The sequence below is a fragment of the Falsihalocynthiibacter sp. CO-5D18 genome (genome assembly GCF_041205445.1).
GTDB classification, from domain to species: domain Bacteria; phylum Pseudomonadota; class Alphaproteobacteria; order Rhodobacterales; family Rhodobacteraceae; genus Falsihalocynthiibacter; species Falsihalocynthiibacter arcticus.
In genome coordinates this window covers 168,656-192,852 of the sequence record NZ_JBGFCF010000001.1, presented here as the reverse complement: position 1 = coordinate 192,852, position 24,197 = coordinate 168,656, and the positions used below count along the sequence as shown (strand labels likewise).

22 protein-coding genes and 2 pseudogenes are annotated in these 24,197 nt (G+C 54.5%); 17 read left to right on the top strand and 7 right to left on the bottom strand.

Features of this window, described 5'->3' with window-relative positions:
- The first annotated feature begins 41 nt into the window (after nt 1-41).
- On the top strand, nt 42-944 hold the full coding sequence (locus AB9F27_RS00915; protein ID WP_335583561.1) for a LysR family transcriptional regulator: 903 nt from the start codon (nt 42-44) through the stop codon (nt 942-944).
- On the opposite strand, the gene AB9F27_RS00910 is transcribed toward AB9F27_RS00915, so the two are convergent.
- From AB9F27_RS00910 to AB9F27_RS00890, 5 genes and pseudogenes are all read right to left on the bottom strand, one after another.
- Nucleotides 941-1,135, bottom strand: a complete 195-nt coding sequence (locus AB9F27_RS00910; RefSeq protein WP_335583562.1) for a universal stress protein — start codon at nt 1,133-1,135, stop codon at nt 941-943. The two genes, AB9F27_RS00915 and AB9F27_RS00910, sit on opposite strands and share 4 nt — an antisense overlap.
- A 7-nt stretch (nt 1,136-1,142) precedes the next feature.
- A pseudogene (locus AB9F27_RS00905) lies at nt 1,143-1,335 on the bottom strand (TRAP transporter large permease subunit); the annotation flags it as partial.
- A 39-nt stretch (nt 1,336-1,374) separates the two neighbouring features.
- Complete coding sequence (locus tag AB9F27_RS00900; RefSeq protein ID WP_369757452.1) at nt 1,375-1,557, bottom strand: hypothetical protein; 183 nt, start codon at nt 1,555-1,557, stop codon at nt 1,375-1,377.
- Nucleotides 1,558-1,841: 284 nt separating this feature from the next.
- Nucleotides 1,842-2,562 (bottom strand): annotated as a pseudogene (locus AB9F27_RS00895) (TAXI family TRAP transporter solute-binding subunit); the annotation flags it as partial.
- Between the two features lie 84 nt (nt 2,563-2,646).
- A complete protein-coding gene (locus AB9F27_RS00890) occupies nt 2,647-3,510 on the bottom strand; it encodes a MurR/RpiR family transcriptional regulator (RefSeq protein ID WP_335583563.1) in 864 nt (287 codons plus the stop codon).
- A gap of 120 nt (nt 3,511-3,630) precedes the next feature.
- Between AB9F27_RS00890 and AB9F27_RS00885 the strand changes: the two genes are divergently transcribed.
- The 4 genes from AB9F27_RS00885 to AB9F27_RS00870 all read left to right on the top strand — a co-directional run bounded on the left by AB9F27_RS00885 (nt 3,631) and on the right by AB9F27_RS00870 (nt 9,140).
- Nucleotides 3,631-4,950 (top strand): aspartate aminotransferase family protein, encoded by a 1,320-nt coding sequence (locus AB9F27_RS00885; RefSeq protein ID WP_335583564.1) that lies wholly within the window; start codon nt 3,631-3,633, stop codon nt 4,948-4,950.
- Nucleotides 4,947-5,744, top strand: a complete 798-nt coding sequence (locus tag AB9F27_RS00880) for a 3-keto-5-aminohexanoate cleavage protein (protein ID WP_335583565.1) — start codon at nt 4,947-4,949, stop codon at nt 5,742-5,744. The genes AB9F27_RS00885 and AB9F27_RS00880 overlap by 4 nt, the downstream gene beginning before the upstream one ends.
- 1,168 nt (nt 5,745-6,912) lie before the next feature.
- Nucleotides 6,913-8,145 carry a DUF2254 domain-containing protein gene (locus AB9F27_RS00875; RefSeq protein ID WP_335583566.1) on the top strand — a complete coding sequence of 411 codons (1,233 nt, stop codon included), beginning with the start codon at nt 6,913-6,915 and terminating at the stop codon, nt 8,143-8,145.
- 242 nt (nt 8,146-8,387) lie between these two features.
- A complete protein-coding gene (locus AB9F27_RS00870) occupies nt 8,388-9,140 on the top strand; it encodes a heparan-alpha-glucosaminide N-acetyltransferase (protein WP_335583567.1) in 753 nt (250 codons plus the stop codon).
- A 36-nt stretch (nt 9,141-9,176) separates the two neighbouring features.
- Here the strand turns inward: AB9F27_RS00870 and AB9F27_RS00865 are convergent, their stop codons facing one another.
- Nucleotides 9,177-10,286 (bottom strand): Xaa-Pro peptidase family protein, encoded by a 1,110-nt coding sequence (locus AB9F27_RS00865; protein ID WP_335583568.1) that lies wholly within the window; start codon nt 10,284-10,286, stop codon nt 9,177-9,179.
- Between the two features lie 20 nt (nt 10,287-10,306).
- A complete protein-coding gene (dgoD, locus tag AB9F27_RS00860; protein ID WP_335583569.1) occupies nt 10,307-11,455 on the bottom strand; it encodes a galactonate dehydratase in 1,149 nt (382 codons plus the stop codon).
- Between the two features lie 235 nt (nt 11,456-11,690).
- On the opposite strand from dgoD, the gene AB9F27_RS00855 reads away from it, so the two are divergent.
- From AB9F27_RS00855 to nqrF, 12 genes are all read left to right on the top strand, one after another.
- The gene (locus AB9F27_RS00855) at nt 11,691-12,815 is read left to right on the top strand and encodes an MlaE family lipid ABC transporter permease subunit (RefSeq protein WP_335583570.1); all 1,125 of its coding nucleotides are present in this window, start codon (nt 11,691-11,693) and stop codon (nt 12,813-12,815) included.
- Nucleotides 12,812-13,615 carry an ABC transporter ATP-binding protein gene (locus AB9F27_RS00850; protein ID WP_335583571.1) on the top strand — a complete coding sequence of 268 codons (804 nt, stop codon included), beginning with the start codon at nt 12,812-12,814 and terminating at the stop codon, nt 13,613-13,615. Before AB9F27_RS00855 ends, AB9F27_RS00850 begins: the two co-directional genes overlap by 4 nt.
- Nucleotides 13,616-13,619: 4 nt before the next feature.
- On the top strand, nt 13,620-15,359 hold the full coding sequence (locus AB9F27_RS00845; RefSeq protein ID WP_369757451.1) for an MlaD family protein: 1,740 nt from the start codon (nt 13,620-13,622) through the stop codon (nt 15,357-15,359).
- The gene (locus tag AB9F27_RS00840) at nt 15,356-15,991 is read left to right on the top strand and encodes an ABC-type transport auxiliary lipoprotein family protein (RefSeq protein WP_335583573.1); all 636 of its coding nucleotides are present in this window, start codon (nt 15,356-15,358) and stop codon (nt 15,989-15,991) included. Before AB9F27_RS00845 ends, AB9F27_RS00840 begins: the two co-directional genes overlap by 4 nt.
- A 249-nt stretch (nt 15,992-16,240) precedes the next feature.
- Nucleotides 16,241-17,443 (top strand): cation:proton antiporter, encoded by a 1,203-nt coding sequence (locus AB9F27_RS00835; RefSeq protein WP_335583574.1) that lies wholly within the window; start codon nt 16,241-16,243, stop codon nt 17,441-17,443.
- Between the two features lie 261 nt (nt 17,444-17,704).
- Nucleotides 17,705-18,799, top strand: a complete 1,095-nt coding sequence (locus AB9F27_RS00830; protein WP_335583575.1) for a polyheme membrane-associated cytochrome C — start codon at nt 17,705-17,707, stop codon at nt 18,797-18,799.
- A 56-nt stretch (nt 18,800-18,855) separates the two neighbouring features.
- Nucleotides 18,856-20,106: an NADH:ubiquinone reductase (Na(+)-transporting) subunit A gene (locus tag AB9F27_RS00825; RefSeq protein WP_369757508.1), complete on the top strand. Its 1,251-nt coding sequence runs from the start codon at nt 18,856-18,858 to the stop codon at nt 20,104-20,106.
- Nucleotides 20,103-20,915, top strand: coding sequence for an RnfABCDGE type electron transport complex subunit D (locus tag AB9F27_RS00820; RefSeq protein ID WP_335583576.1), 813 nt, complete (start codon nt 20,103-20,105; stop codon nt 20,913-20,915). The genes AB9F27_RS00825 and AB9F27_RS00820 overlap by 4 nt, the downstream gene beginning before the upstream one ends.
- Nucleotides 20,908-21,714 (top strand): NADH:ubiquinone reductase (Na(+)-transporting) subunit C, encoded by an 807-nt coding sequence (gene nqrC / locus AB9F27_RS00815; RefSeq protein WP_335583577.1) that lies wholly within the window; start codon nt 20,908-20,910, stop codon nt 21,712-21,714. Before AB9F27_RS00820 ends, nqrC begins: the two co-directional genes overlap by 8 nt.
- Before the next feature lies 1 nt (nt 21,715).
- A complete protein-coding gene (locus AB9F27_RS00810; protein WP_335583578.1) occupies nt 21,716-22,378 on the top strand; it encodes an NADH:ubiquinone reductase (Na(+)-transporting) subunit D in 663 nt (220 codons plus the stop codon).
- Nucleotides 22,375-22,977 carry an NADH:ubiquinone reductase (Na(+)-transporting) subunit E gene (gene nqrE, locus AB9F27_RS00805; RefSeq protein WP_335583579.1) on the top strand — a complete coding sequence of 201 codons (603 nt, stop codon included), beginning with the start codon at nt 22,375-22,377 and terminating at the stop codon, nt 22,975-22,977. The genes AB9F27_RS00810 and nqrE overlap by 4 nt, the downstream gene beginning before the upstream one ends.
- Entirely contained in the window at nt 22,974-24,197 is a 1,224-nt protein-coding gene (gene nqrF / locus AB9F27_RS00800) for an NADH:ubiquinone reductase (Na(+)-transporting) subunit F (RefSeq protein WP_335583580.1), read from the top strand. The genes nqrE and nqrF overlap by 4 nt, the downstream gene beginning before the upstream one ends.

Here is a 24,197-nt window from a genome sequence, read left to right as displayed (position 1 = left end):
CACCCTAACCAATGCGTATTGACCAATTATCTAATACTGATATGCATATATGTATGGATTGGCGGGCGGTAAAATTTGACTGGAACAAGGCGCGGGCGTTTCTCGTTACCGCCGAAGAAGGCTCGCTTTCTGCCGCCGCCCGTGCGCTTGGCATGTCGCAACCGACGTTGGGGCGGCAGGTTGACGGCTTGGAACAGGAACTGGGAATAGTCCTGTTCCAACGGGTTGGGCGCGGCCTGACCCTGACGCCCAGCGGGCTTGAACTCCTCGAGCATGTCCGCGAAATGGGCCAAGCGGCGGGGCGCGTGTCACTAGCAGCACTTGGACAATCACAGGCGATAGCAGGCACGATTTGCATTTCCGCCAGCGAGACCTACGCTACGGTTCTGCTGCCCCCGATCATCGCCAAGTTGCGACTGTTGGAACCGGGCATTCGGGTCGAGATCGTCGTTTCCAATCAAGCCAGCGATTTGCGGCGGCGCGAAGCAGACATCGCAATCCGCTCGTTTCGCCCTACCGAGCCTGACCTGATCGCCAAAAAAATCGGTGACGCCGAGGCCCGTCTGTACGCGACCCCCGCATACATCGAAAAGCTTGGCCATCCAACGAAACCCTATGACTTGCGCCATGCTGATTTTATCAATTTGGACCACTCTGGGATGATGATGAAAGGTCTGAATACACTGGGCCTGGGCCTGACCGAGGCTAATTTCCCGCTGATGACTGAAAGCTACTTGGTGATGTGGGAACTGGTGCGAGAAGGTGCAGCCATCGGTATTCTGGATGCGTTTATCGGCGATACCGACCCTACAGTACGACGGGTTCTGGCGGATTTAGAACCCCTGACGTTCCCCATGTGGCTCGTTGCACATCGGGAACTTGCAACAAGCCGACGTATTCGAATGGTCTATGACTTCTTGGCCGAAGAGTTGAAACGCAATTAGCTAACAACGGAAACCGAGCAATTGGCATGGCGTACGATACGTGCTGCGTTGGGGCCAAGCAGATTGTCCTTCAGATCGGCCTTATGGGCGCCCGCAACAATTAAACTGGCTTTGGTCTTGGCCGCGATACGCAAAATTTCGTCATAAACCCGTTCTGTCGCAATCAAGTTGAGCGCCGTCCAAGGCAACAATCTGAGATGCTCTCCTAATTACCTCTACATAGGAAATCTCCGCGTATTACCATCAAAAAGGCCGCAGCTCCCATGACCAGCATGATTTGTCCGTTGGCGGAACTGGCAACTTCAACCGCGCCCGCCTTCTCGGCTGAAAATCCGACCCGTTTCATCAAAGGAGTCGTTTAGGTATCGGTTGTCACAACATTGGCGATGCCAAAAACGCCCTCTGACGTGATCCACATATGGCTCATCGCCTATTGCAGGGATGCGCCTTTCCAACGGATGACATCGGGGAGGAAATGAGAGGACCCGAAAAACATATTGACCAGAAAGATCGTGGCAATAATCGCCATTGCAGGCCCAAGCGCGCGGCAGGCGCCCTCAAACAGGATCAAGAGTCCGACCAACCCAAGCCACTTGTCAACGTCGTCTGCCAAGCTGCCCGCATCGACGATCTTCTGACAGAAAATTAGGCCGTAAAGGACCGTGATTGCCCCAACAAGATCAAAGGCCTAGTCGACCAATGCAATATGAACGCGGGTGCGACGCCGGCAAGCAATATGCCGCCGGATTACGTGCGCCCGCATCAGACCAAGCAACATAGTTTTGAAGTTCCTCTTCCGTTAAGGCACGATTTTCCAATGTCTTTATGGCCATATTCGAGTCCCACTGAGGTCCTGCTATTGCTGATATTTTTATTACTGGCCGCATTCGGGTGGTCATGCAGGCGAGCAGACAGACCCACTGTCTCCATTTCCTTTGGGTCAAGGTTCGCAAAGGCTGAGTGCTGTTTTTTGACCTCTTCGATGTTGTCCATCACGGATTTCACAACTGTATGCACAGCTTCATCCGAAACGTCGGTCGACGTCACAAATGTTGCGCCAACACCAAATGTGGTTACGTCCGCGTCATTCCCGCTATACATGCCCCTAGAAATAACGGCCGTGTGACAGAACGAGTTTCGCTGATAAGCGCCTCAACAACAGGGCCATCAATCGTTACAAAGGCAAAGTCACGGGTTGTGGTTTTTTCTAGGATCGAACCCGACGGGTGACCAACCGTGTACGCCATCGCGTCGATTTTATTGTCACACAAAGCAGCCGATTGCTCTGCCGCCTTCAACTCGGCGGCCAAAGCAAAATCGTCTGTGGTCCAGCCCTTCGCATCCATCAGCACTTCCATCGTGCCGCGCTGACCGGAACCGGGGTTGCCGATATTAACGCGCTTGCCCTTTAGGTCGTCAAAAGGTCGCGGTGCCCGCATCGGCGCGTGCCACAACGGTGAGCGGAAAATACAGAGCGAATGGTGTTGATGTTGTAAACAAACCCGCCAGTGAATTCGACGGCGCATCGAAAACCGTGTTCTTTGCGGCCCTTATTGACCAAATGGCAAATCGCGTCGCCCGTTGGGTGATATACGCCCGTTACGCTACTGCTGCTAACAGGGCTTCCACCTCAAGCGCCGCAAATGACACTTTCAAAGCACTGGGCATCAGGCTTCTCCGTTTATTGATGTTTTCGTAGGTTTCATTCGCCCCAAACTTCATTGAGTCGACGAATTTTGTTTTCAACTTCGGTAATTCTCGCACGCACGGGCGCTCCGGCACGCCCCGCAAGAAGGCCGATCATAATCTCACACAGCACCAGTGTAGAGGCGTAGGATGAGAAGAAATTGCGGCTTTTTGTGGGGACAATAAAACTCGCTGAGGCAAACGCAAGAGCAGGACAAGTGTGCGTATCGGTGATCACAACCACAAAGGCACCATCCTCGCTTGCCACCCGCGCGGCCTTGATTGAATTGCTGGCAAAGGGCGGTTTTGTGATGATAATCAACACATCCTGCTCCGACAGGCCAACTAGCCCACTCCCCAGCGACGCCCCCATTCGGCTGGCCATCGACCAATTCTCAGCGATGAAACTGGCCATATACGTCAGGTATTCCGCAACCCCCGTCGACCCCAACGCTCCCAGCACCAAAACGCTGCGCGCATCATGCAACCGCTCAACACAGGCCTCCATCGTGGGCATGTCAATCGCCGCTTCTAGCTGCTGCAAATTACTGGTGCTGTCCATGATGTGCTGCGTCAAAAATCCCTGATCGCCCTCATCATGGCGTTGCTGCATAACTTCGACCCGTTGCGAAAACGAGTCCGCTTTCTGCTCAAACGACCGCCGCAAAACTTCGCGCAGGTCCTCATAACTGTCATATCCCAGCGCCGCCGACATACGCGAAAACGTTGCTGGCGATAGATCCGTTTCCTTGGAAATCGCCCGCAAACTTCGGGTGGCAACATCCACCGGATTCGTCACGACGTAATCCGCCGCCAGCTTCAACTTGGCACTCAGTGACGCATACTTCCCCGATAACTGCTGCTCAAACGACGACTGCAAAAATGAATCCCCCTCGAGACAGAATTATGATTTTCACGAACGTTTCATTTGTTTCATACCTAGTCAAGAGGGGAAACATATGTTTCAATGCGGACAAATGATTCATCAAAGGACCACAGCGTGTCACACGTATTTCCGCGGCATACAAAATCAAATCTTCCCACTGTTGCACGAGGCGAAGGCGTCTATCTTTACGACACCACGGGCAAGCAATATTTCGACGGGTCTGGTGGCGCAGCCGTTTCTTGCCTAGGGCATGGCGACCCGGATGTCACCAATGCGATCAAAAAACAGCTCGATGCCGTGGCCTTTGCCCACACCAGCTTTTTTACCTCCGATCCCGCCGAGCAATTGGCCGACAAACTCATTGAACACGCCCCCGACGGCATTGATCGCGTTTACCTCGTTTCTGGTGGCTCTGAAGCCATGGAAGCCGCGCTGAAACTGGCCCGCCAATATTTCGTGGAAATCAGCCAACCCCAACGCCGCCACATCATCGCACGACGCCAAAGCTACCACGGCAACACCCTTGGGGCGCTGGCCACAGGCGGCAACGAATGGCGGCGCGCGCCCTTCTCGCCCCTCTTGGTTGAGACCACCCATATTTCCCCCTGTTTTGAGTATCGCGGCAAACACGACGATGAAACGACGCTGGATTACGGCCTGCGTGTCGCCAATGAGCTTGAGACCGAAATCCGTCGTCTGGGCGAAGACTCCGTGATCGCTTTCGTCGCCGAACCCGTCGTTGGCGCAACGGCTGGCGCGGTGCCCGCCGTCGAAGGATATTTCAAACGTATCCGCGAGATTTGCGACCAATACGGCGTGTTGCTAATCTTGGACGAAGTCATGTGCGGCATGGGGCGCACTGGCAAAATATTCGCCAGCGAACATGAAGGCATTCACCCCGATATCGTCGCCGTAGCAAAGGGCCTTGGTGCGGGTTATCAACCCATTGGCGCGATGCTCTGCTCCGCCAAAATCTATGCCGCAATTGAGGATGGCAGCGGATTTTTCCAACACGGCCACACCTATGTCGGCCACCCAACCGCCTGTGCCGCCGCCTTGGCGGTCCTCACAAAACTCACCGATGGTGGCTTGGTCGAACGTTGTGCCGTGAAGGGCGACCTCCTGCAAGCGGCCCTGCAAAATGCCTTCGCGCAACACCCAAACGTCGGCGACATCCGTGGCCGTGGCTTGTTTCGGGGCATTGAGTTGGTCGAAGACCGCGAGACCAAAAAGCCGTTTTCCCCCGAGCGTCGCCTGCACGCCACGCTAAAGAAAGAAGCCTTCAACGCGGGTCTCATCTGTTATCCCATGGGCGGTACAATCGACGGTAAACAAGGCGATCATATTCTCCTCGCTCCGCCATTTATCCTGGATGACAATCACATCGACGAAATCGTCACCAAACTTCAAATCGCCCTCGTGAAATCCCTATGAGACCGCTCCCAACGCTGATGGTCGCCCCAAACGGCGCGCGCAAAACCAAGGCCGACCACCCCGCCCTACCGATTACGCTGGCGGAAATCGTTGCCACTGCGGTTGCCTGCCATGCCGCAGGAGCAGACGGGGTGCATTTGCATGTCCGCGACGCGCACGGTCGCCACGTTCTTGATGCGGGCCTCTACCGCGAACTCCTGTCGGAAATGCACCACGCCGCGCCAAATATGCTGTGCCAGATCACCACCGAAGCAGCCGGCCAGTATACCGCCGCGCAACAACGCCAACTCGTTGACGCGGTCCAGCCAGAATGCGTTTCTATTTCTTTGGCCGAGATGCTTTCCGATGGCGATGTCTCCGAAGCAACCCGTTTCTACGAAAAATGCTTTGAGGCAGATATCGCGGTGCAACACATCCTTTATAACGCGCGCGATTTGCACGCTTTGTCCGACCTTCTTGGGAGTGGCGCATTGGCCAAGGCCGATCTGCAGGTGCTTTTCGTCTTGGGTCGATATTCCGAACAGCAAGAAAGCACCCCCCAAGACTTGGATATTTTTACGCAGTGGCTCGGCGCATTCGAAACCGCGCCTGATTGGGCGGTCTGTGCGTTTGGCAAACAGGAAACCGCATGCCTTACTGAGGCACTGCGACTGGGTGGAAAAATCCGCGTTGGCTTTGAAAACTCGTTTTGGAATGCAAATGGAACGATTGCGAATTCAAACAGCGAACGGGTCGCGGAAATGAATAGAATTGTCCAGAACTTGGGCCCACTTTCAAGCACCTCCCCCTCGTGACTTACGGCGTACCCAAGAGAAAACGCCGCGCCGTCATCATATCGGCTCCCTAGCTTGGATGCCGTTTCCCTCGGGGAGTGGACAGAAACGGTACGAAGTCTTTGCGCCCAGCGCGCTTGCGGCGTCATCATGGGTTGTTTATTGAAAATTGATCATTGGCGACTTCAGAAACCCTGCAATGAATTTATTGGCAGGGGAGACACAGAGACGGCCGTTTCAACCACGTTTTGATCCAGTTTTTTTTGATCTCACTAAGCTTTTCAACCCGCAGTTCTACTACCAATATAGACAGGGGATTGTCTAAAAGGAAGAGTTTGGGATGACGCTGGCCGCCAGAAGGATGGCTGGATTTACGCTCAAACGGCGGTTCGATCTACCACATAGCCGCGACAAGCGATTGTTGGGGGCTTCCTTGGCTTTGCAGATAAGCCTGCGGTGCAGATTTCCTGTAGAAAAATGGGGCGGACGCTTCATGGCATGTGGCCTTAACCATCAAGCCGTAAACGACAATGCTAAAGGAGGAGGTATCCGACCATTCCGCCGCACCGTGGGCAGTACCGATTTTTCCCGCCCCAACGATTGTGTTGCACGCCGCGTTAAACGCCTTCCCCCTTTCAAATCCACCTCAGCGGGGGCTTTTCCACATCCGAACACACCTTCGTCAGTGTGTTTGATCCGTTGCGGCCATGAAGCCGTGTGGACATCGACCTCGCCAGTCAGTTGCCACGGCTTCCCGAAACTTCGCGGGCATGGAGTCTCTTTTCTGCCGCTGAGGACCCAGCACTGGCAACGGCTACGATGCGAGGGGGCAACGAATAAACCCAAGACCTCGATTCATAACTTATGACGGGTTCTCGGTCTCTCTTGGGCCATCCAAACCTAATCCCCAAAGCGCGCAAGGCCATTTTGACGCGTGCAAAAAGCTTGGTAATACGGAATACTCTGCAGCAGATACGATGGGCGGCAACTCTCGGAATTAAGCGCTATTGGTCGCCCTCTTCGCTTCACGTCGGGCTCGTTCGACACCAACCCATTACGCTATTTTGGAATTCGCCTTTTATGCCAGACCCTGCTAGTTTATCGTTCACTTACAATGTGCATAGCACCCAATGTTATCGAGCCTTACTCTGTGATATCCGTAGGCTTTTGAGGAAGGTATTCGATAAATATGGCGTTCATTCGCAAACTGCTACAAGACACGCGCGCAAGCTATTGGTTCGTACCGAGCGTCATGATGGTTGCCGCCTTGTTATTGGCAATTGGGACTGAAGCTTTGGATCGGCATCCAAACTATTTGCCCTTTTCGCTGCCCAATGGATTAGTCACGTCCAATGCTGATGCTGTGCGGTCGCTACTGGCTGTCATCGCACAGTCCGTTATCGCGGTAACGGGCGTGATGTTCTCGATGACAATCGTTGCGGTCTCCTTTGCGTCGGCAAATTTCGGGCCAAGGCTCATTGGGAATTTCATGCGGGATAAAGGCACACAGTTTAGTCTGGGCATTTTGATTGCGACCTTTGTCTATGCACTTATGATCCTGCGGTCTGTGCACAATATTGACGATTCCGGTGCAAACTTTGTACCCGTTTTCTCTGTTTTGGTCGCGTTGGGACTGACCCTTGCCTCGGTGGCAACGATGATCTTTTTCATCCACCACGTTCCCGAAATGATCAATCTTGAGAACCTTTGCCATAGTCTCGGATGCAGGTTGCGGGACGAGTTGGTCCGATTGAGCAAAGCACCAACTGCGATGACGGACAAGGAGTCTGTTCAGAACGCTTGGCTTGAGGAGGCTAGTAGTGAGGCCTCCGAGGGGGTAACGCTATTAAGCACGGGGTATATTCAAGCCGTAAACTTAAACCAAATCAAACGCTTGGCGTCCAAAAACGATCTTTATATCGAAGTTTTGGCAATGCCCGGAACATTCACGCACCCACGGAACCTCGCGTTGCGGGTCTGGGGGCAAGAGGCGCTATCGACTAAACTCGTAGGGGAACTTCGGGCTTGTTTTGCAACGGGGTTCGGAAAGTCGGAATCCCAAAACGTACTCTTTCTGGCGGAGCAACTGGTCGAGATCATTGCCCGTGCCTTATCGCCTGGCGTTAACGACCCTTACACCGCCTGTACATGCCTAAACTGGTTACATGCGTCTCTTCAGGAATTGGCCGCGATCAAGGCAGAGGATATCGACCTTTCTCCAAGTCGGGTTCATACGCCGACACTGACCTTCACCAGCCTGTTAGAAATTGCGCATGGAGATAGCCGAGAATACATTTTGAGCGACAACCTCGTTTGCGCGCATGCGGTGAAACTGTTGCGGGGACTGGCGGCAAGCCTTCCGAAGGGACCGCGCCGAGATGCCGTTGATCGAGAAATCGGAGCGCTTCTAGGTGAGAGCTGAACGCGCTGCTGGGGCTCACGTACGGTTCGCGCGCTAAAAAGTTAATATACGCGCCCGATTAACCTAACTTACATCTGCCATTCTCGTGGGTAGGATCGACATTTTCAGCTAGATACAACCTGCCTTGTCATACTATGGTTGACGGCGTTTGCGGTTTTCGCAATTGGCATCACTGTGTGGTTCGAATTGGCTTAACCCCCTTTTTTTCTAACACCAAATATAGTGCGGAGCAGGATAGCGTCATGATATCTAAACCAAACCAATCTCAACCGACGGCACGGCTTGTGACTGTGGACGTTTTAAAATCCACAGCCTTGGTCGGCATGATTATTTTTCATTTTGCATATGATTTGGAATTGTTTGGATACCTCGCACAGGGGACAATGGCTCAAAGCACATGGTTAACCTTCGCAAGGATTGTCGCAGGATCATTCCTGTTTCTCTCGGGCGTTGGATTAAGTCTTGCGCATTTCCCTACTATTCGATGGCCAGATTTTCTTCGTCGACTTAAAATCATTGGTCTAGCGGCCCTCGTGATTACATTCGCAACCTACATCGCAGTTCCTGACCAGTTCATTTATTTTGGAATTCTCCACGTCATTGCTATTTCAAGCTTAGCAGGATTACTGTTCTTGCGCATGAATCTCTTGCTCGTGTTTTTGGCCGCAGTCCTTGTGTTCGTCCTCCCCTTCTTTTTCCGAACCGAGGCGTTAAACACACCCATTTTGACATGGATCGGCCTGTCCACGCAGTGGCGCCCGTCAATGGATTTTGAGCCCTTTTTCCCTTGGTTTGCCCCTTTTCTGGCGGGCATATTTTCCGCAAGGTTTGCGAGGCAATTCGGACTCATTTCAGCAGGTCCGCCACCGGAAACCATGCCTAGTTCTTTTTTGAAAAAAATTCGATGGGCCAGTCGAAATAGTCTCACGATTTATCTCGTCCACCAACCCATCCTGATTGGGGTGCTCTGGGGGTGGAGTCGGCTGGCCCTATAGTGCCTTGGGTTATTCAGCTCTCAAACCTCCCTGCACCTAAGCGCCCAAAACGGGATTCAGCTCAAATGGCGCCACGATTTCACTGCCCGTTGAGGTGACGCGGAGCATATATTCACAGCGCACGCCGCCAACTTCAGGGTCATATGCGCTGGGTTCGATCATCAGGAACATATCTGCTTCAAGTCGGGCGTCCTCATCTGGGACGATCCGTGGAAATTCATGCACAGAAGTCCCGATACCATGCCCAGAATGATGGGGATATACATACCCTTGCTTTTGCATGAAGGCTCGCAAAAGCCGATCAAGTTCACTGACTTTCAAACCTGGGCGAATTTCGGAGATCGCCAAATCAAGCGCCTCTCGGGAAGCTTGGAACATGCGCAAATACGCGTCACTTGGGGTAGCATCCACAATGAATGACCCACAACTGTCGCCCCAGTATCCGTGAACGCGTGGGCCGAGATCGCAAATAATGGGATCGCCTTTTTGTAAAACGCGACTGCTGGGCTGTGTGCCGAGCGTCGCGGTATGCGTCACACCAGCGAGGTATTCGCCCGCAAACGCACAGCGCTCGCCCGCCATATTTTCCATCCGAGCACGTATCCGATTTAGGACATCAAGCTCGCTCGCCCCGACGGATGAACGCTTCCGCGCTTCATCCTGACCAGCGGCGACACAAAGCGCGGCAAAGCGCATCTTTTCAATTTCATGGGGTGTCTTGATGGCCCGAAGCCGTGCGAGATCGTGGTCTATTGAAACACTCGCCCCTCCTAGAATTTCGTTCAGACTCGCAGGGTGGGATCGCGCCTCAATTCCACATTTCCCAGAGACACCCAACCGCTTGGCCATCGCCAGAACAGCCCTGTGAAAATTCGCCGCGACATCCGTCACGGCACACTCAAACCCGCGGTACGTTTCATAATTCACACCACTGATTTGCTCCCCTTCGATATTGGCACAAACAATTCCGACGCTTTGATCGCGGCCAATAAATGCAAGCGTTGGACCACCAGCAAACGGGTTCAAACCGATCTCAATGCCCACGACATGCCCCGTGGCAAAACAAACGGAATCCGCCCCCGTTAGAACGGCCCAATCCACTTTAATCTCGCCCAATACTCCGGCAAGCCGCGCCACGTTTTCCATGTATTCCCCCACAGGCCTCTCTACCACTCGGCAACAGACCCATCCGCATGCCGCCATTCCGGCGCGCGCCACTTATGACCTTTAAGCGCTTGTTTAACCACAAATTCTTCGTTGATTTCAATCCCCAAACCCGGTCCCTCCGGGATATATAAACAGCCCTCCCTCAGATCAAACCCCGTGCCCTCCACCAGATAGTCTTGCATGTCCACGGGTCCATTATAATGCATGCCAAGGCTTTGCTCTTGAAGGACTGCGTTCTGACAGACAGCATCCACTTGCAGGCTAGCCGCAAGCGCAATCGGGCCAAGCGGACAATGCGGGGCAATAGCAACGTCATAGGCCTCGGCCATATGCCCAATGCGAACCATTTCTGAGATCCCTCCCGCATGCGCCGTGTCTGGGTTGATTAAGCTTGCCGCACGGGTCTCAAACACCCGTTTGAAATCATAACGAGAGTGCAAACGCTCTCCGACGGCCAAGGGAATTGAGGTGAATTTCGCCAAATCAGCCATCGCATCGATCTGGCTTGAAGCGACAACATCCTCGACGAAAATTGGCCGCAAAGGTTCGAGTTCCTTGAGGAGAACCTTGGCCATAGGAACATGCACGCGCCCGTGAAAATCAAGCGCAATATCCATTCTGTCGCCGACAAAATCGCGCAACGCCCCCATTTGCGCGACGATACGGTCCACCTCTCGATAACAATCAATCATCCGTAATTCACGGGTCGCATTTAGTTTGGTGCAGTCAAATCCGCGCGCCATAAGGGCCGCGGCCTCAACCTCAAGATTTTGCGGGCGATCGCCCCCAATCCAGCAATAGGAGCGAATGAAATCGCGCACTTTTCCGCCCATCAACGCGTGGACCGGCGCGTCGTGATAGCGCCCCTTGATATCCCAAAGCGCCATATCGATTCCGGCAATGGCACTCATCAAAACCGGGCCTCCGCGATAGCATCCGTTGCGATAAATCGACTGCCAAATATCTTCGATCATCAACGGATTCCGCCCGATCAGAAAATCCTCAAGCTCGCCGATTTTGGCAGCAAGCGTTTCGGCATGCCCCTCCAAAACGGGTTCGCCCCAGCCACTAATGCCTGCATCCGTTTCAACCTTAAGAAAGAGCCATCTCGGCTCCACCAAATACGTTTTTAATGCGGTAATTTTCATGCGCCTGCCTTTGAAACAAAAACGGCCCCTAGGTCGGCCAAAACGGTACTCGATGCCTTATTGAAACTATAAGACAGCAAAAAACCCGCGCTGTCAGCCCCGTAGGCAGGAACTGGGATAAGGCTGGATTTTGCAGAATCCTTTCATCGCGAGCAAATAGGTATTAGGCTCACACAAATTGCAAATCGGATACCGCGATGAAATCCCTGAAGGGACGCGGCATGAGCCTAGACATATGAATACTGCCAAGCAGCAAATATTAAGTTTTTCTGACGGGGGTGCCACGGGTGAGTTTCACCTTTCTGGTCATCTCACCATCTATACTCTACCACAGGCGATGGCTGTTTTTGAGTGCCAACCCGAGATTTTGAAAGTCGATATTTCGGGACTAGAGCGGCTTGATACAGGCGGCGCGTGGTTTTTACTGACACAGCAAACTCAGGCAGCAGCCTGCGGGCAGAATCTTGAAATTTCCGGTGCAAGTGCTGAAGCCGCAAGCCTGTTCAAGAGCGTTGAAGCCGCAATGCCGCAACCGGACCCCCCGATTGCGCAGCCCCCCTTTTTCCGTGAAATACTGGCGCGGATAGGGGAGCGCGTCGTCTTTGGAGTGAAATTCTTGCTCGCTTTGACGAGTTATTTGGGAATATTCCTACACAGACTTGGGCGTGCAATACGACATCCAAGCGAGTTTCGCCTGACCGCGCTTGTGCATCACTGCGAGGAGGTCGGTCTAAAAGCGGTGCCAATTGTCGCGCTGATGGCGTTTCTGATTGGGGTCGTGCTGGCCTTTCAAGGCTCCACCCAACTCAAACAGTTTGGGGCCGAAGTGTTCGTTGTTGATCTGATTGCGGTTTCGATTTTGCGCGAGTTGGGCATTCTTTTGACCTCTATCATCGTGGCGGGCCGAACCGCTTCTGCTTTCACCGCCGCAATTGGTTCGATGAAAATGCGCGAAGAAATTGATGCCATGCGTACGTTGGGATTGGACCCCGCGATGGTGCTTTTTGTACCGCGCATTCTGGCGCTGTTTCTCATGCTTCCTGTGCTTGGACTGATCGCTGACATTTCGGGGTTGTTCGGCGGTGCGTTGATGGCATGGATTGATCTTGGGATTTCGCCCGAGATGTTTAAGACCCGGCTGATTTCGGGAACGAGTGTTAATCACGTGCTGGTCGGCCTTGTGAAGGCGCCCTTTTTTGCACTCATTATTGGTGTTGTCGGTTGTCATGCGGGCATGCAAGTCGAGAGCAATGCGGAGTCGCTCGGTCGCATGACCTCAAATGCCGTTGTCACCGCGATTTTTGCCGTGATTGTGGCCGACGCTGTCTTTTCGATCTTCTTTGCGAGTATGGGCATATGACCGCACAGGCCTCATACGATGTGATTATCAGCGTACGCGGCATCCGCAATCAATTTGGCCGCCATGTGGTGCATGAGGACCTTGATCTTGATGTCCGACGCGGTGAGATATTGGGCGTTGTGGGTGGGTCGGGGACGGGTAAATCGGTATTGCTGCGTTCGATCGTCGGATTGCAAAAACCAGTAGCGGGCAGCGTGAACGTCCTTGGCGTTGATGTGTTGACGGCTGATGAGGATACCCGCACGGCGCTTGAAGCGCGTTGGGGAGTTATGTTCCAAGATGGCGCGCTTTTCTCATCGCTCACAGTGCGCGAAAACGTCGAGGTCCCGATGCGTGCCATCACGGGACTAGACCCCGAGACGCGCAGCAGTTTGGCCGATTTAAAGATTTCGATGGTAGGCCTGCCTTACAATGCGGGCGACAAGTACCCTTCTGAATTGTCAGGGGGGATGCGCAAAAGGGCGGGGCTTGCGCGGGCCCTAGCACTTGATCCAGAGATCGTGTTCCTAGACGAGCCGACTGCGGGCCTTGACCCTATTGGTGCCGCAGCCTTTGACACACTTATTCGCGGCCTTAGCCACTCTCTTGGCTTGACCGTGTTTCTAGTGACCCATGATTTGGATACATTACATGCGACATGTGACCGGATTGCAGTCCTTGCCGAGCGCAAGGTATTGGTGACAGGAACGATGCAAGAAATGTTGGACGTCGACCACCCGTGGGTCCACGAGTATTTTCACGGACCGCGCGCGCGCGCCGCCGCCTCTGGAGCACAGAGCGGCACACCTTTGGAGGGGTAATATATTGGAAACTCGCGCAAACTTCGTGCTTATCGGCGCATTTACCCTTGCTGGACTGGTGGGCATCATGGCGTTCTTCTTGTGGTTTGCACAAGCGGAACTCGACCGCCAGTTTGCCTATTACGATATCCGGTTTTCTTCGGTTTCCGGTTTGGACAATGCATCCGATGTACGGTTCAGCGGCCTTGCCGTTGGTCAGGTTGTTGATGTGCGTCTAACGCCTGAACGGGATGGCACCATCCTTGTCAGGATCGAAGTGGATGCCGAAACGCCGGTGCGCATCGACAGCGTAGCAACCGTTGAATCACAAGGGGTTACAGGCGTTTCTTATATCGGAATCGACGCGGGCACACCGTCTGCGGCCTTGCTGATGAGCGGTGCGGATGGCGAGATTCCGGAGATCACCGCCGGTCGCTCGGCTTTGCAATCGCTCTCTGAGGATGCGCCACAATTGTTGGAACGCTCTTTGCAGATTGTAGACGAGCTTGGTCAGATGCTTGGCGACGACAACAAGAACCGCGTTGAACAAATTCTGGTGAATATTGAAGATGCGTCGGGTGAATTCTCACGCACCTTGTCTTCCTTTTCAGGCGTGGCAGATACGGTGGCGGACTTTGCGGACCAGATCAACCAATTCAATGCGACGCTGGATACCTTGACTGGAGACCTCTCGGAAGTGCTCGCCACGGCGGACACGACGCTTGTCTCCATTCGGGAGTTATCAGAGCAGGGAAAGGGCGTTTTATCCGATAGCTCCAAGACGCTAACGGACGCACAGGGCGCAATCATCGAAACCAAAGAGTTCATCGCCCAAGACTTGAGCACAATGGCTGACGAGTTGCGCGCGACAAACACCGATTTGCGGGCGCAACTAACCCTTGTGGCCGAGGACGCCCGCCATATGATGGCGACCTTTAGCACCACAGGCGAGCGCGCGACGCAGCGTTTGGAGGAGGCACAGGCGACCTTGGAAGGCACGAACACCCTCATCCAACAACTGGACGACGCGGCCCTCGCCGTGGAAAATGTGGCGACCCGCACCGACACTTTGATCCGCGACGAGGGCGCGCCGCTCCTCACTGAAACGCGCGCCATGGTGGCCGAAGCCAACCGAGCAATCCAACCTGTCGCAACCATAGCGACCGAGGACCTTCCCGCGATTATTGCCGATATTCGGGCGGCCACGGAAAGCTCCCGCAAGGTCATCACAGAGCTTGGCCATGACCTAAAAGCCGCAGGGACCACCGCAAACGAGGTGATGGTCAGCGCCCGCGACACGTTGGAGGACGCCCGCGTTTCCTTTGCCAATGCCAATGTGACCATGTCGACTATCAACGACGCCATGGAAACAGGGGACCGCGCGCTGGCCTCCGCCGAACAAGCGTTCAACGGTGCGGACCGCGTGATCAACGACGATCTGGCAGGGATTATTGCGGGGCTTAAAACCACGCTGGACGGGATGAACACGGCAATCGGCAAAGTGTCTGACGACCTGCCCGAGATTTCTGATGACCTGCGGGCCGCAAGTGCCGCCGCCTCGGACGCCTTCGAGCAGTTGCGTCAAGTTGCCGACGCTTCGGGCCCTGCCGTGCGCGACTTTGCGACGGTCGGGCTGCCGCTTTACACGCGACTGGCGCAGGAAAGCCGGACGCTCATTGACAATCTGGATCGTTTGACCAGCCAAATTCAACGCGACCCGACACGCTTCTTCCTTGACCGTGAAACACCGGAGTTTAAACGATGATCCACCGATCAAACCCATTCGTCATGATCCGCTCTCTTGTCCTCCTAACCGTAGTGTCTGGGTGCTCGGCGCTCACCGCACTCAATGATGTCAGCACACCGCTCGACGTGTATGAATTACGCGCGCCCGTCGATATTCAAGCAACCACGCGCCGACAATTGCCGCGCGACGTGATCATTGAACTGCCCGCAACCAGCGGCGCGCTGGCCACCGATCGAATTATGATCCGCCCCAACGCGCTTCAAGCGCAATATCTGCCCGAGGTTCGTTGGAGCGATTCCACGCCGGTGATGGTGCAGACGCTGATGTTGCGGTCAGTTGAGGCAACAGGCGCCGTGCGCTATGTCGGGCGGCAGCCACTCGCGTCCCATGGTGACTTTGCCGTCGTGACCGAGTTGGTCGATTTTCAGGCTGAACTTAATGCCGACACACAAACGGCAACAGTACAGCTAAAACTGATTGTAAGAGTCATTCGAGAGAGCGACGCCAAAATTGTCGCCAGCAAAACATTTAGGGCAAGTGCCCCATCAGCTTCGACAGAAACACAAATCTTAGTCGAAGCTTTTAACGCGGCCTCGACGGTTTTGTTTTCAGAATTTGCGGGCTGGTTGCCTAGTGTGTTGAGTTCCTAATCGGGTTCAGTTCGGCCAAACAATAAAGCCGCGCTCAGGTTCCTCTACGTTAAATAAAACGGGCCGATTGGTATTCTTTTTCCAGTTTGATTTCAATCAAGGTCAATCCGTCCGCCTGCCCGTATCCATCAAGGCACCGGCACAAATCTTGGAGACACGCCTTGACCCACCATCCAGTTTTTGTGGTACAAAAACGCCTTTCCTGTTGTCGCTCGACGCCACTGAATTCGACCACACGAAATCTAGGGCGTGCTCGCCAATATGGACGTTGCGATCATGGCCCCGTTTGAGTCCTTCCTCGCCCTTGGTGGCCTTTTTCTGTTAGGCTTAGCGGCCGATCACATTGGACGCCGGACGTGGCTGCCGCGCGTAACTCTCCTCCTGTTGTGCGGTCTTGCGTTTGGTGACGCGGGTGTCGGAATAATACCTCAGGCCATTACGGATTGGTCCGAATTCTTATCTGTCACGGCCCTGACAATGGTGGCCTTCTTGCTCGGAGGGACCCTGAAAGCAGACACAATCCGCGCCAGCGGTGTGGCAATTCTGACAATCTCAGTGTCAATTGTCGTGGCAACTCTGCTGTTGGTAAGTTTGGGCTTGTGGGGGCTGGGCTTCCCACTCGGGTTAGCGCTGATCCTTGCCGCCATCGCAACCGCCACCGACCCCGCCGCGACCAATGACGTCATCGCTCAATCCGGTATCACAAACCGCTTCACCGACACCCTCAAAGGGGTTGTCGCCATAGATGATGCGTGGGGATTGATTGTTTTCAGCGTTGTCCTTGTTATCGCGTCGCAATTAAACGGGGCCTCCACAGAGGGCGAGCTTGGAAAAATCGTCTGGGAGATCGGGGGTGCCGTTGGGTTGGGCATTGTCATCGGCCTTCCGGGTGCGTTTATGACGGGTCGTATCAGCGACGGGGACCCTTTGGAAACCGAGGCCTTGGGTTTGGTCTTTATGGCGGCGGGTCTTGCTTTGTGGCTTGAAGTCTCATTTCTAATTGCAGGCATGACCGCCGGTGCACTCATCGTAAATCTCGCAAAACATCACACCAAAGCGTTTCATGAAATCGAGCACCTTCAGTGGCCTTTTATGATCCTGTTTTTCGTCCTCGCGGGGGCTTCTCTGGAAGTTGACGCCTTATGGGCACTGGGTTTTCTGGGGGCCACTTACGTTATTTTACGTCTGATCGCGCGCATAATTGGCGGGTGGATTGGGGCGTCCCTTGGGGGATTGCCCCGCGCACAACGCCCCTTTGTCGGCACCGCTCTACTCGCGCAGGCTGGGGTTGCGATTGGAATGGCCCTTGTGGCCGCACAGAGATTTCCTGAGTGGGGGTCGCAAATCATGGCGATAACAATTGGCACGACGGTCCTGTTTGAAATAATAGGCCCGATTGCTACCCTGCTCGCCATCCGCAAGGTTACCAAACCCGCCAAACAAGATTCTTGAGCACAAATGTAAAACGGGTTGGTCCGGAACGCGCTGGCGTGGGCTGAGGCCATTCGACAACCCCTTTTGGCTCAATCTTATCTCTTTAGAACGACACAGGTGTTAATTCATAATATGAGGTCTGGTCTGAGCGCTTTGAGAGCCATTGCCGTTTTCAGTATGTAGTCGTTGCGGGCAATATTGATCGAGATCAAGGAATTTCCGCCGTCACTGGGTAGTCTATTAAGAATTATTTCACTTCAATTTTCGAGGTAGTTCCCAATGGTATTTCGCATTTTTTGGAAAGTTTCACTGTGCCTTGGGCTGGCACTGGGGGCAAGTTTGTCGATCTCTGCCTCGGCTCAGAACGCGCCAACAAATGAGGAAATACTCGAGGCATGGCTGTCATCGCCACACGCAGACTCAACGCGCGAGGCCTTCCGTCATTGGGATACTGAGGGCGAAATTCCCGGCACTTGCGCGGTTTGCCATTCCTCAACGGGCATAATCGACTACTTGGCGGCGCCACAAACAATGCCCGGCCTCATTGATCACCCCGTTCCTATCGGAACGACCGTGGAGTGTAGCGCGTGCCACAATGACGGTGCCAAAGGCTTGAGCGAGGTCCTGTTTCCAAACGGAACAACCGTCAGCACGCCAAACAGTTCGGCAATCTGTAGCGTTTGCCATCAGGGGCGGAGTTCCTCGGAGCAAGTGGAAGCCAGCGTGGCGGAAATGGGCGAAGATATCGTCTCGGCCGAGATCAAATTCATCAATATCCACTACGCGGCGGCCGCCTCCACCCAGCTTGGAAACACGGCGCGTGGTGGTTACCAATATGAGGGCCGCAACTATGTCGGACCCTTCGCGCATGTCGAAACTTTAGGAACCTGCGTCAGTTGCCACAACCCTCATGACACGCGCGTTAAGTTGGAAAGTTGTACAACCTGTCATCAGGGTGCCGCCGACTTCCGCGCCATCCGTACCACGCCACTGGATATTCTGGGCGACGGCAATACGACAGCAGGCATCGGGAATGTGATCTCCCAATTGCATGATCAATTGAACGCTGCGATCATGACCTATTCCCAAGATATCGGCGGCGGAGCGATCGTGTACTCCGGCGCGGCCTATCCGTATTTTTTCAATGATCTCAATGCCGACGGCATCGCAGACCCAACAGAAACCGTCTTTCCGAACGCCTATAAAAGCTGGACTCCGCGTCTCCTGAAGGCCGCCTATAACTATCAATTCGTCAGCAAGGATAAGGGCGCATTTGCCCATAATGCGCACTACGTGATCCAGTTGATGATTGATAGCATCGAAAGCCTATCCGAAGTTGCCACCGTAGACGCAACAGGCTTCACACGGCCATGAGCACGCGTCGGGAGGCTTTGATTGCTCCCTTCCGATCCGAATGAGGGAGCTTAGTTCTGTTTGATTTACAAAAAGGCCTAGAGGGAAACATGGGCTTGGGGCCTGATAGCCCCCTCCCCGAAACGCGTTCCGTGCGCACAGTTGCGCTCATGGGGCGGGACTATCCCGGTGTGTCGTTTGACCTTTGTGTGGCCGAAAATGATCAGGTCGGCGCGGGGCAGACCCTCTGTACCGACCGTCGCCATCCGGAAATTTGTTTTGTCGCCACAGTGGCAGGCCGTGTGAGCCAAATAAAACGGGGACGGCGGCGCAGTTTGGACACGTTGGAAATCACGGCCCAAGGTGACGCCGAACATGTTTTTGACATCGCCCAAGCCCAGAATGATGACGCAGCATTGCGTCAGCTTTTGTTAAAAAGTGGTGCATGGACCAGCTTTCAAACCCGCCCTTTTGGCTTTCTACCCGATCCAAAAACCAAACCTTCGGCAATTTTTGTCACTGCTATAGACACCCACCCCTTGTCCGCCGACCCTGCCAAGGTTTTGGCATCCCAACCACAAAATTTCCTACGCGGTATCGAGGCACTTTTGCGGTTAACAGACGGACCAGTGTACCTCTGTCAAAAGCCCGGATCCCCCTTGGCTCCCGAGCGCGCACGTCTCAAGGTCGCACCTTTTTCCGGCCCCCATCCCGCAGGACTGGCCGGTACCCACATCCACGCCCTCTCGCCCGTTTCGCGGCAACGAACCGTTTGGCAAATCGGCTATCAGGACGTTCTCGCGATTGGCCATTTGCTGGAAACCGGTCGCATCATGTCGTCGCGCACCGTATCTGTTGCTGGTTCTGGCCTGTCCAAACCAGTGTTGGTCACGGCGCCTTTAGGTGCAAAATTGACAGATCTGGTGGCGGACCCCACCCAAACCTTGCAATCTGGCGCGATTTTTTCTGGCCGTGAGGCCGCGTTTCTCGGGCGTTTTGATTTGCAAGTAACTTGCAATGATAGCGACGCCCACGTCCTTCCTTCACGACCGTTTTGGCACAAACTAATGGATCGCCTCCCCATCCCCCAAAACGGTGCTACCCTGCCGTTGGAAGCCTTTGAGCGTGCATTTCCCTTTGATATATTGCCTATCCCATTGATGCGCGCCTTGGCCGTGGGGGATGTGGAAACAGCGGAACGCCTAGGTTGTCTCGAGCTTTTGGAAGAAGATCTTGCCCTCCTGACGTGGCTCTGCCCCTCGGGCAACGACTACGGCACACTTTTGCGCCACGCACTGAATACGCTGGCCAAGGAGCACGTCGAATGAGACGGCAAAACGCTTATCTACCCCCTCTTTGGAACTCCTATCGGGTAACGGCGGCGACTTGCTTTGCCCTTTTGCCGCCCTTGGCGCTCACGTTTTCTGAGCGTGGTGTCACAATTTTACTGCCCCTTGTGGTGGCGCTTGCTTTGGCGGGGGGCTGGGCGTTTGCGTTTTCTCGCTTGCGACACAAGCCCATAGATTGGCACGGCATTGTGACCGCTTTGGTTTTCATTCTTCTGGCACCAAGTACGGTTCCGCTGTGGCAACAGGGCCTCGCGCTGACGTTTGGCCTTGTGCTGGGCGACCTGATTTTTGGTGAACGCGGGCGTGGTTTTTTAAATGCGAGTGTTGTCGCCCTTGCATTCCTTCTGTTTTCTTTCCCTGGCATCACGAGCGGGACAGACGGCCCTTCAGCGGCGATCGCAGCAGGGATAAGTGGCGCGTTATTACTGGTATTCGGTCTTTTATCATGGCGCATTGTTGTCGGATTTTGTATCGGACTTTTGGCAATAACAACGCTTCTAGGCACCTCCCCAGACTGGACGGCCCTACAAAGTGCGACCCTTATCCTTGGCCTTGTGTTCCTCATCGGTGATCCGGTCGCAGCCGCCAGTACCAATGTTGGACGCTGGCTTTACGGTGGTTTTTCAGGCGGGCTTCTCGTGATCCTTGGTCAAGCTGCTGGTGGCACCGTATCCCTGAACGCGGTGGTCTTTACCGCCCTTCTGGCGAGCATCTTTGCCCCATTGATCGATCAAATCGTTATAACCGCCAATGTTAGGCGAAGGGCAAAAAGGCAGGCCCATGACTGAATTCTCCCCCCTCACTTGGTGGCGTCGTTTTCTGGCCCTTCCCAATGATAATCGTGTCAAAACTTTGGGAGTCGCCTTTCTGGTCGCGCTGATTTCCGCCCTCACCGTGTCCCTCACATCCGTTTTGCTTCAACCACGTCAACAGGCGCATATTGATGCCGCCCGTGAAGCCAAATTTGCCGCGATGGTGGCCACCCTCCCCGGATTAGCGGATATTTTGCGCGAGACAGGCGCGGAAACATTGGACACCGTGATTGTCGATCTAGCGGCTGGAAAAATAGACGAAACCATCGACGCCGCCAGCTATGATTTCCTCGCGGCGCAGACCGATTCAAGCCAAAGCACCCCCCTCCTACCGGAGGTTGACCTTGCCGCAATTAAAGTACGGCCAAATCATGCCCCCGTGTATTTGCTACGTGGGAACAGAGGCTTGGCGCTTGTTGTCCTGCCGATTTATGGTGCGGGATATCAATCAACCCTCCGCGCGTACCTTGCCCTTGAAGGGGATTTGAACACTGTTGCGGGCCTGAGCATCTATGAGCAAGGCGAGACTCCCGGACTTGGATCACGTGTCACCGATCCGGCATGGTTGGCGCAATGGTCGGGCAAACAGACGGCCAACACGGCCGGTGAAATCACCATATCGGTGGTGCGCGGCACGGGCGCAACCCCGTTCGAAGTGGACGGCATTGCGGGGGCAACGCGCTCGACGACGGGGCTTTCAAATCTCGTGCGTTTCTGGCTGGGCGCGGATGGATATGGCCCGTTCCTGAAGCGCCTTAAGTCGGGGGACATGTAAAATGACCAGATCAAACATGCACTATCTGACGGCGCCACTGATTGACAATAACCCCATTACTTTGCAAATGCTGGGTATCTGCTCGGCGTTGGCTGTGACCACCGCGCTGGACACCGCCTTGACCATGAGCCTTGCCTTGATGGCGGTTCTAGCCGCCGCCAGCACCTCGATCAGTATGATCCGAAATCACCTGCCTTCGTCGATCCGCCTCGTGGTTCAAATCACTATCATTGCCTCGCTGGTGATCGTCGCCGATCAGGTGCTGCGTGCCTTTGCTTTCGAGATAAGCCAGCGGTTGTCTGTATTTGTGGGGCTGATCGTGACCAACTGCATCGTGCTGGGCCGTGCGGAATCCTTTGCAATGCGCAATCCGGTTTGGCCGAGCCTGTTGGACGGTTTGGGCAACGGGCTTGGTTATGGAATGATCCTCATGTTCGTGGCGACAATCCGCGAGTTGTTGGGGTCTGGTTCCCTGTTCGGTCAACAAGTTCTGCCCTTGGTTGCGACAGGTGGCTGGTTCCAACCGCTTGGCTTCATGCTCCTTGCACCAAGCGCCTTCTTCATCATCGGCCTGATGATCTGGGGCATCCGCTCGCGCCGCCCTGCACAAATCGAAGACGATGAATTTCCGATCTTGCCCGCACGTGTGGGGGATCTGCCATGATCGAACTTTTCGTTCAATCCGTCCTTCAGGAAAACCTTGCGCTCACCTTCTTCCTAGGGATCTGCACCTTCCTTGCCGTGTCCAAACGGGTGGAAACAGCCTTTGGGCTTGGGATTGCGATGATCGTGGTTCAATCCATCACCGTACCGGTGAACCACTTGATATTTCAGGGCCTTTTGATTGAGGGAGCTTGGGCGTGGGCCGGCCTGCCCGAAGTTAATCTGACGTTCCTGAAGCTGATTTCCTTCATCGGGGTGATTGCGGCACTTGTTCAAATCCTTGAAATGACCCTTGATCGCTATGCCCCTACCCTGCACCGAAGCCTTGGTGTTTTCTTGCCGCTCATCACGGTTAATTGCGCCATTCTCGGGGGAAGTCTGTTCATGGTCGAACGACAATATACTTTGCCCGAAAGCATGGTTTATGGCTTTGGCAGTGGTGTTGGATGGGCTCTCGCAATTGTCGCTTTTGCCGCCATCCGCGAACGGCTTCGCTATGCGGATGTGCCCGAAGGCCTGCGCGGATTGGGTCTGGCTTTCATCGTGACGGGCCTGATGTCTATGGGCTTTTCGGCGTTTGTCGGAGTGAGCCTGCCATGATTGAGGTCCTGCTAGGAAGCGTGGTTTTTGTTTGTATTGTCCTGTTGCTGGCCACAGTTGTACTGGCGGCGCGCGCCTTTCTGATGCCCGCAAAAAACGTGACGATTCAAGTAAACGGACGTCAGGAAATCACGGCCAAGACGGGCAACAAACTCCTCACGATCCTCTCGGACGGTGGGATGGTCATTCCATCGGCCTGTGGGGGCGCGGGAACCTGCGGTCAGTGTCGCGTTCAGGTGATGGAAGGCCGCACACCAGCCCTCCAAACCGAAACGGCGTTGCTGTCGCGCCAAGATATTGCCAAGGGTGTGCGGTTGGCCTGTCAAACCACCCTACGGGACAACATATCGATCACCCTGCCCGAAAGCATGCTGCGAGCCAAGTCGTGGGTTTGTCAGGTGGTTTCGAGCCGCTCCGTTGCGCCACTTATCCGCGAAATTGTGTTGGATCTGCCCACAGGCACCGACTTTACTTTCATCCCAGGCGCGTTTGTCACAGTTGAGGCGCCGGCGTATACATTGCGGTTTTCGGACTACGCAGTTTCACCCGAGCATCAGGCCGCATGGGACAAAATGGGCGTGAACGATTTAACCGCCAGCAGCCAAGAAAACACCTCCCGCGCCTATTCCATCGCCACGGCAGCAGGGGAAAAGGCTGGGCGCATTGTCTTGCTTGTCCGGCTTGCCCTGCCCCCGCCAAATCACGCAGATCTGCCACCTGGGATTGTATCGTCGTGGCTGTTTGGCTGCGCTGAAGGGGATAAGGTGAACGTGTCGGGCCCCTTCGGCACCTTCGCCGCACAGGACAGTAAACGCGAAATGGTTTTCATCGGCGGCGGAGTCGGCATGGCCCCCCTGCGGGCGATCATCTCGGACCAATTGGAGCAACAAGGCGCCACGCGCAAAATCAGCTTTTGGTATGGCGCGCGCAGTCGTATGGATTTATTTTACGAACAGGAATTTGAATTCTTACAGGAAAAACACACCCATTTTCATTGGACCGCAGCGCTCTCGGACCCCGCCCCCGACGACAACTGGCAAGGCGAAACGGGCTTTATTCATGAGGTTGCTTTGCGCTGTCATCTTGCCGCACATCCAGCACCGCATGATTGCGAATACTACCTCTGCGGACCGCCCCTAATGATCCGCGCCGTACTAACGATGCTGGACGATCTTGGGGTCGATCCTGAGCGAATTTTCAATGATGATTTTGGAGGGTAG